Raw genomic sequence first — 12,905 nt, 5'->3', positions numbered from 1 at the left:
ACTCAAGCTCCCTTTTGCACAACTCGAACTCCCTTTTACACAACTCACTTCCCTAGCGGCAAATCCAACCATCTTTCCCCATCAATTATTTCCATTTTTCATCCAATTTATCTGAATAAAATTCGATTGCTTTGCTATATGCCAATATTTGTTTATCTTTTGTTGTTTCGATTATGCATTTTAATAATAATTCCATTGATTCTTGATGTTGTTCAAGGTTATATAGTGTCATAGCAAAAAATACTTGAATGGCTTTGTTTGAAGGAAAGAGTTGGATTGCTTTTTGAAAGGTTTGGGCTGATTTTTCGTATTGACCTAATGTTCTGTATGTACTGCCTAATCCTAGTAATGCACCTTCGAGATTTTCATGATCTAATCCTAGACTTATGGCTCTTTCATAATAAGGAACTGCTTTTGCTTCTTCACCTAATACATCGAAACTCCATGCACATTGATAATGGATCTGAGCATTATTTGGAAATTGATCAGCTAAGTCTACTAAAAGTAAATTTGACTTTTTATAGAAACCATTATTTCGTAATTCTATTGCAGTTTGTATACTTTCTTCCATATAAATTCCTCCATATTCAAATTCAACTGTTGTATCCATTTTAATGCATATAGACTTTCCGCATCCAACCAAAAAAGCTGCACAACTATTAATTGCGCAGCTCTTTCAACCTTTTTATCTAAAACATTGAAATGACCAAATATTATTTCTGCTAATAATTCTGAAACTCCAACGATTGTTACGAGTACTCCAACGATAGCCCATTACTTGATCTCTTGTTACGGCAATAGGATAGAACCAGAAGTTACTTCCTCCAAAGGTCCAGATATACGTATTCCTAAACAAACATGAGCTTATTCCACTAGATCCTTGTCTGCTTGAATCCCTTGCAGGTGCGAATGCTGGTGGTGCCGCAGTTGGCATTTGTCCAGTTGGACCTCCTCCTGGTGTTCCTGGTGGAAAACCTGGTTGCCCTCCTGGTGGAAATGCTGGTGGATAACCCGGTTGCCCTCCCGGCGGAAATCCTGGTGGGAATCCCGGTGAACCCCCTGGGAATCCTGGTTGCCCTCCCGGTGGTCCAAATGGTGGAGGCATCGAAGGTCTTCCAGGGAAATTTTGAGGCGAAGTCAATTAAATCCCTCCTTTCATCATAAAGTAATATATGAAAAGTGGGTGACTAGCCCTCCACGTTAGCCCTGTTATAAAAATTAGTTACCTAAAAAACATGACTAAGAAACCTGGACAATTATCCTTCTATTACTTCTTGATAAAGATTGAAGAATTCACTTAATCTTTCAAAAATCTTTTCAAAACCAATGGATATAACAGAAATCTGAACAATATTATGTTTTTTAAGATAAGAACTTTCGTCATGCAACAAGAATCCATTCAATTTTGCATCTTCGCTAAAATTAGAAAGCGCTTTGGGTAATTTTAACGTAACAATCATTGGATAAGTTGCTTTTTCGACAATACAATACTGTGAAAGAGAAGAATAAAGTAATTGGTCAAATCGTGATTTAAGAATGTCAAATCGCGTTGGATATAGCTGCAATGCCGAGAGTGTATTCGAAACCAAGTAGGCTGGCAATGTAAAAGGAACAGTATGTTTAAAATAATGTTCTAAGTTTACATATAATGGTGCATCATTACTACTTGGTTTTTGATTTAAAAAGACAAATGCAAGACCACTTAATGCACCAATTGCTTTTCCACTTACAGCTGTTGCTAAATATAACTGCTCCATTGAAAAAGGAAATGCCCCAAAGGTGCTGATGCAATCTACACAAACATTTACATTGTATTTTCTTGTTAACTTTAATACTGGTTCTAAATCATTGCACATTCCAGTTGAAGTTTCTCCGTGTACAAAACTAATCCATTTATATTCCCCAGTACATAAATGTTGTTCTAATTCTAGTAAATTAAAAGCCTCTCCCCATTTATACGTACAACTATCAAATGATAACTTCCAATTTTCCGCTTGTCTCATTAGCCGTTCACCAAACTCTCCATTTGCTAACATTAAACCTTTGGAATCTTTAAAATCTGCTTTGATTTGCCCTAACATCACGTCATTTGCTAATGTACCTGTACCAACGAAGGGGGTAACGTATTTTGCACTAGAAAGATGCAATAATTGGTTATTCATCTCTTTATAGAGAGTGAAAAACTTGGTCGATCGATGGGATGTTCCAGTATGTTCTAAAGGTTGAAGTTGTTCAACTGGACCAGGAAAGAAATTATGTTGCTTCAATCGTATTTGTTCACTCATCACATCACAGTTTTCCCTTGTTAAGATCATTGGCAAAAATGTCGCCTCAGCTGTTCCAATCATTTCTCCAAATTGTTGGAATCCTAACCGTCGATATAGTTTTTCTTCTTTTGTAATTCCGGAAATAACTGCTGCTGAATATTCCTTGTTATATACGTAAGTATAAATTGCTTTTGCTAATTGACTAAACACGCGACCATTTCGATAGTCTTTTTTAACAGCTAACAACCGAATTTCGCAAAGCTTTTCACATACCTCTTTGTCAAGTTTCAACTCTACTTTTCCAATCTTTTCATCCAATGAAAATGGCCTTTTATCACGAAAAGCTAACATCCCTACCATTTCTGTATCTTTATAAACAACTAAGTATGTATTTTCATCATGAAATCGGTCAACCAATCTTCTTTCTTCATTTGATTGGTGTTGAGGAATCTCTTCTACAAATGTTTCGTAATTTAGTTTTGCTATCTCATCAAATTCCTTATCAGTTGTTGCAATTTTACACCAATACATCGTCATCTCCACCTTATCATTAAGCTTTCTCTATGTTTCCAAGTAATCATTACTAAAGCAAATATTATCGGGAAGTACATTTGTTTATGTAGCAGAAAAATTGAAGCACTATATACGATAAAACCAAACACCATACTTTTGGTTAAACTTTTGGTAAAAGGTAATGCTACGATCGTACCGATAGCTAATGTTAAAAATAGGATTGGATTTAAACTGATCAATCCTCCAATCATTGTTGCTACGCCCTTTCCTCCTTTAAGACGTAGGAATATTGGGAAAAGATGCCCTAAAATACAAAATAAAACACCAAAAGAAATAATCATCTCATCAAGCCCTAAATATTTACCATATAAAAATGCCACAACACCCTTTAATGCATCCCCAAAGAAAACAAAACAAAATGCTAGTTTACCAAGCGTTCGCCCGGCATTACGTGCTCCCACATTTCCACTATTCTCGTTCTGCAAGGATACTCCATACCATTTACCAACAATCCAGCCAGTCATAAAATTACCTATAAAATAACATATGACAAAATACATTATTATCTCCAAATAATCACCGCTACTTTTTTATTTTTGCGTCACTGTTTTATTTATTTCGCTATATTTTGATAAAAACCTTCCTACTAACTAAGTACATTAGAATCGATATTATTTTCCTATTAATATGACAAATTGCTTAAGCATTATTGACTAATTATAGTGAACGGTCTATTATTTAAATTGCACAAATCAATTTTATGAAAATTAATGTCATGAAATGATTTTTTATTTTAATGGAGGTATTGAGATGGCTGATAAGAAAAATGTAGATTCAACTTCACGTCGTGCATTTCTGAAAACTTCAGGAGTTGCATTGGGCGGTCTAATCGTTGGTGGTGGCGTTACTTCTTTACTTACAGGTAAGGCTTCTACAGAAAAAAAACAAACGAAAACAACTAAAGTGGATTATTCTGAAGCACTTCAATTTTTCAAAAGAAGTTCAGATTTTGACGCATTGAGTGCTGCTACTGAGGCTATTTATCCAGAGGATGAAAATGGACCAGGTGCTATTAAACTAGGCGTTCCATACTATATCGATAAACAACTAGCAGGTAGTTATGGCCATAATGTTAACGACTATATGAAAATACCTTTCCAAGAAGGTGAAGCTCCCCTTTACAATGCTGATATCATCTTGCAAGGCGTTCGTCGTCTAAACGAAGTAAGTAATACTCAACACAAAAAATTATTCAAAGAGCTTACTGAAGATCAACAAATTGAAATCTTAACACAATTTGAACAAGGTAAAGTAAAAATGCGTCTAGTCAACTCTGCTTTATTCTTTGCATTACTTCGCAAAATGACACTAGAAGGTTGTTACTGTGATCCAGTTTATGGTGGAAACAAGAACATGGCCGGATGGAAAATGAAAGAATATCCAGGTGCGCAAATGTCATATGCCAATATTGTTGAAGAAGAAAAGTTTGTTAAAATGCAACCGGTTAGCTTAGCAAGTCATAAATAAAAACTTACATAAATGGAGGAACTTAAAATGGTTAAAAAACTACCAAAAGTGGATGTTGTCACTACAGGTATGGGCTGGACAGGCGGTATTGTTTCAGCTGAATTAACAAAAGCCGGATTTAAAGTAGTCGGTTTAGAACGAGGCGAGGAACGCACAACAGAAGACTATCTACATGGTCACGATGAAGTAAAATATACTGTACGCAAAGAGTTAATGCATAAACTAAGCAAAGATACGATTACATTCCGTAATAATTTAAATGAAGTTGCAAAACCCGTACGTAATATTGCTTCTCTAACTATCGGTGAAGGTACTGGGGGCGGCGGCGCTCACTGGGGTGCACAAACACACCGCTATTACCCTTATGATTTTGAAATCCGTACCCTAACAGAAAAAAAATATGGAAAAAATAAAATTCCAAAAGACATGCTTATTCAAGACTGGGGCATCACTTATGATGAACTAGAACCTTATTATGTTAAATTCGAAGAAATGGCTGGAATTTCTGGGGAAGTTGACCCTCTTGCTGGTAAACGATCAAAAGATTACCCTAACCCTCCAATGAAAAAAACACCATCTATGAAACTATTCCAAAAAGCATGTGAAGACCTTGGATATCATCCATATACTGTTCCATCTGCTACTGCTTCTCAATTTTATAAAAACCCTGATGGTGAACAGCTAAGCGCATGTCAATATTGCTCTTTCTGTGGTAACTATGGCTGTGAATATGGCGCAAAAGCTGATCCAATTGTTACTGTTATTCCAACAGCTAAAAAGACAGGCAATTTCGAATTACGTACAAATTCAGAAGTAACTCGTGTTTTATATGAAAACGGGAAAGCAACTGGTGTCCTTTATCGCGATACACGCACTGGTGTCGAATACGAACAACCAGCTGATTTAGTCGTTCTAACAAGTTATACATTTAATAATGTTCGTTTATTGCTTTTATCAGGAATTGGCACACCTTATAATCCTAAAACTGGTACAGGTATAATCGGGAAAAACTACTGTGATCACCATACTATTATGGGAGCTACAGGTTTCTTTGACGATGAAAAATTCAATTTATTCATTGGTACAGGTTCTCTAGGAATGGCATGTTCTGACTTTACTGTTGATAACTTTGACCATTCAAACGTTGACTTCATCCATGGTGGTCAAATTGAGATGCACCAATTTGGAAATGAGCCAATTAGTAATAATGCGGTTCCTATGGGCACACCAACATGGGGAAAAGAATTTAAAAAAGCTTCTTTAAAATATTCAAACCGTCAAATTTCTGTTGTCGCTCAACGCGGTATTATGCCTTGGAAACAACACTATCTTGATCTTGACCCTAATTACAAAGATGCATATGGTGATCCATTAATCCGTGCAACTTTTGACTACACAGACCAAGACCGCAATTTAAATGAATTTTTAGTCGAAAAATGTGCAGGCGTCCTTAAAAAAATGGGTGCTTCTAAAATTGACAAACACGTAATGCCTGAACATTTTGGTGGTAATTTCACTTACCAACATGATGCTGGTGGCGCTATCATGGGGAATGACCCTAAAACTTCTGCAGTCAATAAATATTTACAAATGTGGGATTGTGAAAATCTATTCGTTTGCGGAGCATCTGCATTCCCTCACTTCGGAACAACTAACCCAACAACAACTTTAGGTGCACTTACTTACCATGCAACTGAAGGTATGATTAAATACTTAAAAAAAGGCGGACAATTAGTAAAATAATAGTTTCCTATTCGAAAAGACCACTTCAATCATAATTAGAAGTGGTCTTTTTACTATATTTGTAAACAGAGGAAGTATATTTAGATTGACCTACGAATTTTAAATGTCTTATGATTAAGTAAAACTTCCATTTGTGGAGGTCATACTTCCTACAAAATGTGTTGTTTTTAATTAGATTTATTTTTCACTTTATTTTTTAGTGACATACTACCTATTAAGATGTAGGATAAATCTATTAAGAGCGAGGTGTAAGCGATGACAAAAAAGGACGCAAAACAAAATATCATCCATGCTGCTTCTTATTTATTTCAATCGCAAGGATATCATGCAACAGGTATTAATGAGATTATTGAAGTCAGTGGTTGCCCAAAAGGTTCACTCTACTATCACTTTCCAAATGGTAAAGAGGAAATCGTACTTGCATTTTTAGAATCTACTAAAATAAATGCAGCCGAAGAAATGCAAGAAATCTTTGATAAATATCCTATAAAAATGGCTGTTGCTAACTATGTAAAGCATATTGCAACTCAAGTAATGGATAGTAATCGTAAAGCTTATCGAATCGGTTTAGTCGCACTTGAATCTTCTAGTATTAGTGAAGCTGTACGCCAAAAATGTATAGAAACGTTTGATTATTGGAAAGCGATTTTTCAAGGATATTTTGCCAAAGCAGGATATAGCGAGAAGGATTCAGAAAGCCTCGCTGATTTATTTATTGTATCAATGGAAGGGAATTTAACGATAAGCGTGACGTATCAAGATAGTTCGATCATGCTAAAATGGTTAGAACAATTTCTTATAATTATGGATACATATCATCCATCACACTAATATTGTGAGTATCAATTTTTGATGTAAATCATTAATTGTTACTCCTTTATTTCCTCATTTAATCGTACCCCCTCTTCCTACCCACTAAAACTTTACATATAGTTTTAAAAAATTTTTTCAAATATGTATGCCCATCTAAAATCTGAAGCATATCCTTATAAAGACGACTAATATAAAGGTGGCGGTTCTTTGTTTATCTACGTCGTAAATTATGGTGATTCGATTTTTTCTATTGCCAATAAGTTTAATGTGACAATGGATAGCATTCGAATTACAAATGGATTATCTTCCGACAGAATAGTTCCCGGTCAAGATTTACTAATTCCTACTGACCAATATATTGTTCAACCTGGTGATTCTTTATATACGATTTCACAGATGGCTATGGTACCAGTTGATCGGATTAAAGCTTATAATGGTCTTCAATCTAATATGCTAAATGTTGGAACACTACTTTACCTTCCTCCTAGAGTCAAATATAATGCATACAGCTTTGGTTATATCTTCCCTACTACGCCCGAAAATGATGAAATGATAACACGAACTTTTGCGCCAATTACCACCTACTATGGTATTTTCGAACATCATGTAGATGCCAATGGAGATTTAAGTCCACTTAACGATCAAGGCATCGTAAATCTGTCTCGAGAAAATTATGTTGCACCGATTGCTGTCATTACCAACTTAACAAGTACTGGCTTTAGCTCTGCTATTCTGCGTCAAATTCTACCCTCCCCTTCTCTAAGACAAAATCTTATTGAAAATATCTATCTATTATTGACAAGTACAAATTACGCAGGCGTCAATATCGATTTTGAATTAGTGCCTGAATCAGAAAGAGATAATTACACAACTTTCTTAAGAGAATTACGAGATCGCATAAAACCAGAAGGATATTCTTTATCAGTAGCAATTCCTTATAAAACCAGTGCGACAGAACCAGAATGGAATAAGGGATATGATTATGGTGGAATAGGTGCCGTAGTCGATTTTGTTTTTCTCATGGCATACGATTGGCACGAAGCAGGAAGTGAACCTGGACCTGTTGCGCCGTTCAACGAAGTAAGAAAGACGGTCGACTATGCCATTGAAACAATGGGAGCTAACAAAGTAATTCTTGGAACCCCTCGATATGGCTATGACTGGACAATGTCAGATGGCTCAGTAGAAAGTGCAAGAGCTCTTTCAGTAGCAGATGCCTATAGAACAGCAATGGATAATAACGTACCCATTTCGTATTCAGCCGAATATCAACAACCCTTCTTCACTTATTGGGATGAAGCAGGAAAACGACATATTGTCTGGTTTGAAGATGCTAGAGCTCTTGCCCAAAAACTACAACTCGTTACAGATCGGCGTTTAAGAGGTATCGGGTCATGGCATCTAGGTCTACCATTTACACAATTCGCTGTGTTAATAAGAGAATTTTTTAACATTAGAAAAATTTTATAATTGATCTTTTTAAGGAATATCTTATAAAAATATTAGATATTCCTTTCTTTTTCATGATTCAGCACATGAATCCCTGCTTGTATATATTGCAGAATGGTTTGTACAGCAGGTTCTTTTAACCATTTTAAAATCGTAAATAGGTTAATGGGTTCTGAATTATCATTGCTCGACATTTGTTCCTTTACTTCACTTACAAATGTTTTAAAAGTTTGTGTTTTTTCTTTTAATGGCTCTGCATATTGACTAACATTATTCGAAACATATTCAATACTTTGCTTATCTTGTAAAATGGCATTTGCAAAATCCATTATTTTTATGAATTGATCGAGAATCGTGTTTAACTTCGGTAAGTTTTCTAGTAGACCAATAATTGCATGAATCGTTTTAAAATCTAAATTATAACTGGTTAATAGCTCATCGTATTTTTGTCCAATTTGTTGATCATTGAATAGATCCTTACTAAACGTCACCATATTATTGATGGATTCAATTCCTTTTTCATATTCAGGGAGTTTTTTTAAAATGGAGGATAATGATTCTTGGATTTCGGGATTTTGTAACTGATTGAGAAGATTTGATAACGATTGAGATTGATTTTGGTCTTGCATAAGCAGTCCTCCTACATCGTACCTTTTAGCATGCCGTCCCAATACATAATAGGTAGTAAATTCTTTTTCAGTAAATATAGACTTGTCCTCTCGATGGCTTGATTGAAAGGCATTGTTTCTACCGGTTCTTTTTGATAATTGAATTCTGGTAAGATGGCTTTGTTATACCCTGTTACAATTGGACACGCTGTATACCCATCATAGAATTGGTTCATCGGTTGATCGCGCATAATTGATAGCAGATTTTCAACGACAACAGGCACCTGCTTGCGAACAGCTGAACCTGATCGATGTGTAGGTAAATTTGTATTATCACCAATTCCAAAGACATTTTTGTAAGTTTTATGTTGCAATGTATACATATCCACATCTACCCATCCATTTGCATCTGCAATCGGGCTAGTTGCGATAAATCTAGGGGCTTGCATATATGGCGCCACATGGATCATATCGTATTTTATTTCTTCGATTGTATTCGTCGACAGATTTTCGAAAATAGCTATCTTTTCTTGTGCTTTGATCTCGATTAAATTACGATGATAAGCTACGTCAATATTCTTGCGCTCAATAATCTTCTCTAAAGCCATTCGATATTTCATCACATCGAAAATAGCCGATTCTGCCGTTCGAAATTCAACTTGAATCTTGTCACGTATTCCCATTTTATAAAAGTAATCTTCCGCTAAATACATGATTTTTTGAGGTGCTGCTCCGCATTTAATGGGTGTCATAGGATATGTAAATAGTGCCGTACCTGTTTTAAAATTACGGATAGTATCCCATGTGTAGGTTATATGTTCAAACGAATAAATGCTACATACTTCTTTTGTACCTAGCGCTTCTTTTAAACCCTTTATGCCGTCCCATAAAACCTCAATACCCGCTGCTACAACTAAATATTCATACTTAATCACCGTTCCATCTTTGAGCAACACTTCATGATCCTCAGGCTTAAATCCGTCCGCACTTTGTTGAATCCAAACAGCCCCTTTTGGTATAACAGAGCTCATCTCACGCCCTGAATCTTCCTTCTTTGCTACACCTGCTCCAATAAGTGTCCATATAGGTTGATAATAATGGATGTAGGCTGGCTCGATAATTGCAATATCATTTTCTAACACATTCGACTTTCGTAATAATTGAGCGGCAACTGAAATGCCCGCAGTTCCTCCCCCAACGATGACAATTTTATATGAATTTCGCATACATGATCCTTTCTTTTTAGGAATAGCTTATATAGGAAAATATTAAAGAATGATTTATCCGTATCAAGCTTAGTTTACGAAATAATTGAACCTTTATACTCTTAATGGCCGCATAACTAATTATTCTACAATAACGTCTTTTCCAGTTTTCTAATCAATTAATCCCTTTCTTTAATTATCAATATCTTAATAATGACGAACAGCAGACTTTAATTATATAATTCGATTAGAAGTAAATTAGGAGAAGATTACATGAGCAAACTTTTAAAAGTACTGTTTTTACTATTTGTCATTATTGCTGGATATAAATTCAGTCAAGATATAGAGATGGATTCAAATACGAAGGAAAAAATTTCAACCGCCGCCGAAACTATAAAAACACAAACGAAGGAAACGGTCGAAAAACTACAGAAACAAAAAGAAGTCATTGAGGAGCAAAATAAGGAAAGAAAAGTAGCAGATACGAACATTCCTCAAACAACGAACGCTAGGAAAATGACAGTTGCAAGTGAGTATGGTCAAGATTGGCATTTGTACGAACAACAATACAAAAACTTCACTTTAAAACTTCCTGATAAAAACGGTGGATATATAGCCGGGAAAGGCCGTACCATTTTCGGTGCAACTACTGGTAAAACAACTTATAGCCAATTAAAAGCTGAGCTTGGTAAACCGTTAACAAATATCAGAAAAGGAAACGACATTTATCAGCTTCAAAATAACAAGGAACAATTAGTCTATCCTATCGATGGTTATTTCGTGACGTTCTTCTTTGATGTACACAATAACAATAAGTTACGCTCTGTCCAATATATAAAGAAAAGTGTTGAAATGCAAAAAGACGGCTATTATGGCGAGGCATCCAATAAGCTGAGAGCAGGATATGAAGCGTTAATGGTTGAACTGATCAACGAAAGCCGCGTTGAGTTTGGTTTAAAACCATTAGCATACGATAAAGGACTCACCGCAGAAACACGTCAACATAGCCAAGATATGATTGACCATCAATTCTTCTCTCATACCGGAAGCGATGGAAGCCAACCGCACGAACGAATGCAAGCAGCTGGTTATCAAGAAAGAATGTATGCTGAAAATATTGCTTACGGACAATATAGTAGTATTTTTGCACATGAAGGACTGATGAATAGTCTCGGCCATCGTAAAAACATCCTAAATCCCGATTTAACCCATGTTGGTGTCGGAGTTGCCTTTGATGCAAATAATGTTCCGTACTATACGATTAATTTCTATACACCTTTTTAAAAATAGATGAACTAAAAATGCAGTTGGAGAAGATTTTTCATCCAACTGCATTTTTGTATATTAAGAATGGCATTGATCATCATTAATTGCCTTAACGCTATTCCTATTAATTTTCACTAAAAGCTATTTTTAATCCAATTAATACAAAGAGTGTGCCTTGTATCTTATTTAGACGTCTTGCAACAGCTGGTTTTCCAATAAGCCATTTTCGTAACGTACTCGCAAATATACTGAAGAGACAAAATAATATAAACGCCTGCACTAAAAAGACAAAGCCTAGAGTAAACATTTGCAGAGAAACATGCCCAGCATTTGGGTTTATAAATTGAGGTAATAGTGCTAAAAAGAACAAGGAAACTTTCGGATTCAATATATTCATCAAAATTCCTTTTTTATATAAATCCTTATATGCCATTTTGTTTTGTTTATGGATGGTAAAAGGATCCTCCTTAGCATGGAATGCCTGCCATGCTAAATAGATTAAATAAGCTGCTCCGGCAAACTTTACAATGGTGAAAATAAACGTTGATTGATAAATAATTGCCGATATCCCAAGAACTGCTGCCGATATATGAACCAGTAACCCCGTACACAATCCCAATGTTGTATAAACTCCCGCTTTCCAACTTTGCGTTAAGCTTTGTGCCAACACAAACAAATTGTCAGGGCCTGGCATTATGCAAAGAATGATTGATGCGCCTAAAAAAGAGATTAATAAAGACAATGATATCATTTAAATTACACATCCTTCGATCAAATCTATGTTTCTATTATGCAATAAAATGAATATTCTGTCATTAATGATTCTTTTTCTTCGATATTTACAAAAAAATACAATTTTTATTTGGAATTCATTCTTTCTTCTATTTCCTCGAATTCTTCACTATCAATTGTTGGTGGTTCTTCATCCGTCTCTTTTAATTTCCAACTAATAAATCCAGTTATTATTGAAAATATAACTGCACCTTGCCATTCTATCTTAATGTTCCCCATAAAAGTATCAAGTAAATTAATTAAGGTAAAAGTCAATCCTGTATCTAATAAAAATGATAGCAACCCTTTACTAGATCGAATTATACCAACAGAATACAATGCTTTGGGTATCGCATTTGATATTAAAGAGAGAGGTATTTCAAGTAATAAATATAAAACAAAAAAGAACACTAAAGCCCCCATTGAATTATACTGTAACCCTAGTAATCTCAAAACAAAAAATTCAAAAAAGCTAATACCAAGTAAAAAAAATAGTACAATAGCTAAACAAATTACTATTGTCTTAACTCTGTTGATATTAAACACTTCCTTTCCTATAATAATTGACACGGTTTTAATGACTCATATGGTAGTAAACAGCCATTTATAATCATTTTAATTATACATACACAGTTACCTTACTATATCTAAGAATTGAAACTAACTCAAATAATGGTCGGATTATTTTATAGCCACTCCATTAATCATTCTATCTCTCCTCGTATATTAGTAGTAAGAGCTCT

The 12,905-nt window shown here is 35.0% G+C and carries 13 protein-coding genes; 5 read left to right on the top strand and 8 right to left on the bottom strand.

The features are described 5' to 3' along the window. Positions 1 to 85 precede the first annotated feature (85 nt). The 4 genes from CW357_RS17060 to CW357_RS17045 form a co-directional block, all read right to left on the bottom strand. Positions 86 to 571 (bottom strand): tetratricopeptide repeat protein, encoded by a 486-nt coding sequence (locus CW357_RS17060; RefSeq protein ID WP_119417248.1) that lies wholly within the window; start codon positions 569 to 571, stop codon positions 86 to 88. 114 nt (positions 572 to 685) lie between these two features. After that, positions 686 to 1,141, bottom strand: a complete 456-nt coding sequence (locus tag CW357_RS18395) for a hypothetical protein (protein WP_158582421.1) — start codon at positions 1,139 to 1,141, stop codon at positions 686 to 688. A 115-nt stretch (positions 1,142 to 1,256) separates the two neighbouring features. After that, on the bottom strand, positions 1,257 to 2,798 hold the full coding sequence (locus tag CW357_RS17050; protein ID WP_124218674.1) for an aminotransferase class V-fold PLP-dependent enzyme: 1,542 nt from the start codon (positions 2,796 to 2,798) through the stop codon (positions 1,257 to 1,259). Positions 2,799 to 2,800: 2 nt separating this feature from the next. After that, complete coding sequence (locus CW357_RS17045; RefSeq protein WP_119417250.1) at positions 2,801 to 3,340, bottom strand: glycerol-3-phosphate acyltransferase; 540 nt, start codon at positions 3,338 to 3,340, stop codon at positions 2,801 to 2,803. A gap of 250 nt (positions 3,341 to 3,590) precedes the next feature. Between CW357_RS17045 and CW357_RS17040 the strand changes: the two genes are divergently transcribed. The 4 genes from CW357_RS17040 to CW357_RS17025 all read left to right on the top strand — a co-directional run bounded on the left by CW357_RS17040 (position 3,591) and on the right by CW357_RS17025 (position 8,333). Next, complete coding sequence (locus CW357_RS17040; protein ID WP_124218673.1) at positions 3,591 to 4,307, top strand: gluconate 2-dehydrogenase subunit 3 family protein; 717 nt, start codon at positions 3,591 to 3,593, stop codon at positions 4,305 to 4,307. A 27-nt stretch (positions 4,308 to 4,334) separates the two neighbouring features. Then, positions 4,335 to 6,050: a GMC family oxidoreductase gene (locus CW357_RS17035; RefSeq protein ID WP_124218672.1), complete on the top strand. Its 1,716-nt coding sequence runs from the start codon at positions 4,335 to 4,337 to the stop codon at positions 6,048 to 6,050. Between the two features lie 255 nt (positions 6,051 to 6,305). Then, positions 6,306 to 6,881, top strand: a complete 576-nt coding sequence (locus CW357_RS17030) for a TetR/AcrR family transcriptional regulator (protein ID WP_119417253.1) — start codon at positions 6,306 to 6,308, stop codon at positions 6,879 to 6,881. 189 nt (positions 6,882 to 7,070) lie between these two features. Further along, positions 7,071 to 8,333: a glycosyl hydrolase family 18 protein gene (locus CW357_RS17025; protein ID WP_124218671.1), complete on the top strand. Its 1,263-nt coding sequence runs from the start codon at positions 7,071 to 7,073 to the stop codon at positions 8,331 to 8,333. A 32-nt stretch (positions 8,334 to 8,365) separates the two neighbouring features. Here CW357_RS17025 and CW357_RS17020 read toward each other — a convergent pair whose 3' ends face one another. Together CW357_RS17020 and CW357_RS17015 are read right to left on the bottom strand one after the other, a co-directional pair. Then, positions 8,366 to 8,941, bottom strand: a complete 576-nt coding sequence (locus tag CW357_RS17020) for a hypothetical protein (protein WP_124218670.1) — start codon at positions 8,939 to 8,941, stop codon at positions 8,366 to 8,368. Positions 8,942 to 8,952: 11 nt separating this feature from the next. Further along, complete coding sequence (locus tag CW357_RS17015) at positions 8,953 to 10,146, bottom strand: NAD(P)/FAD-dependent oxidoreductase (protein WP_124218669.1); 1,194 nt, start codon at positions 10,144 to 10,146, stop codon at positions 8,953 to 8,955. Positions 10,147 to 10,398: 252 nt separating this feature from the next. Here CW357_RS17015 and CW357_RS17010 point away from each other — a divergent pair, with 252 nt between their 5' ends. Next, complete coding sequence (locus tag CW357_RS17010; protein WP_233548161.1) at positions 10,399 to 11,409, top strand: CAP domain-containing protein; 1,011 nt, start codon at positions 10,399 to 10,401, stop codon at positions 11,407 to 11,409. Between the two features lie 106 nt (positions 11,410 to 11,515). Here CW357_RS17010 and CW357_RS17005 read toward each other — a convergent pair whose 3' ends face one another. After that, a complete protein-coding gene (locus CW357_RS17005) occupies positions 11,516 to 12,139 on the bottom strand; it encodes a LysE family translocator (protein ID WP_119417256.1) in 624 nt (207 codons plus the stop codon). A 110-nt stretch (positions 12,140 to 12,249) separates the two neighbouring features. Next, positions 12,250 to 12,732 (bottom strand): YrvL family regulatory protein, encoded by a 483-nt coding sequence (locus CW357_RS17000; RefSeq protein ID WP_233548162.1) that lies wholly within the window; start codon positions 12,730 to 12,732, stop codon positions 12,250 to 12,252. Positions 12,733 to 12,905: the final 173 nt, after the last annotated feature.

Origin of the sequence: Rummeliibacillus sp. TYF005 (genome assembly GCF_003844195.1) — a bacterium.
GTDB lineage: Bacteria > Bacillota > Bacilli > Bacillales_A > Planococcaceae > Rummeliibacillus.
The sequence above is the reverse complement of the archived record's forward strand: the minus strand, read 5'-3'. Positions and strand labels throughout refer to the sequence as shown.

Coding starts and splice junctions, on each gene's coding strand:
- CW357_RS17030 (WP_119417253.1), top strand. CDS start 6,306: ATGACAAAAAAGGACGCAAAACAAAATATCATCCATGCTGCTTCTTAT.
- CW357_RS17050 (WP_124218674.1), bottom strand. CDS start 2,798: ATGTATTGGTGTAAAATTGCAACAACTGATAAGGAATTTGATGAGATA.
- CW357_RS17060 (WP_119417248.1), bottom strand. CDS start 571: ATGGAAGAAAGTATACAAACTGCAATAGAATTACGAAATAATGGTTTC.
- CW357_RS17035 (WP_124218672.1), top strand. CDS start 4,335: ATGGTTAAAAAACTACCAAAAGTGGATGTTGTCACTACAGGTATGGGC.
- CW357_RS17010 (WP_233548161.1), top strand. CDS start 10,399: ATGAGCAAACTTTTAAAAGTACTGTTTTTACTATTTGTCATTATTGCT.
- CW357_RS17020 (WP_124218670.1), bottom strand. CDS start 8,941: ATGCAAGACCAAAATCAATCTCAATCGTTATCAAATCTTCTCAATCAG.
- CW357_RS17015 (WP_124218669.1), bottom strand. CDS start 10,146: ATGCGAAATTCATATAAAATTGTCATCGTTGGGGGAGGAACTGCGGGC.
- CW357_RS17045 (WP_119417250.1), bottom strand. CDS start 3,340: ATGTATTTTGTCATATGTTATTTTATAGGTAATTTTATGACTGGCTGG.
- CW357_RS17040 (WP_124218673.1), top strand. CDS start 3,591: ATGGCTGATAAGAAAAATGTAGATTCAACTTCACGTCGTGCATTTCTG.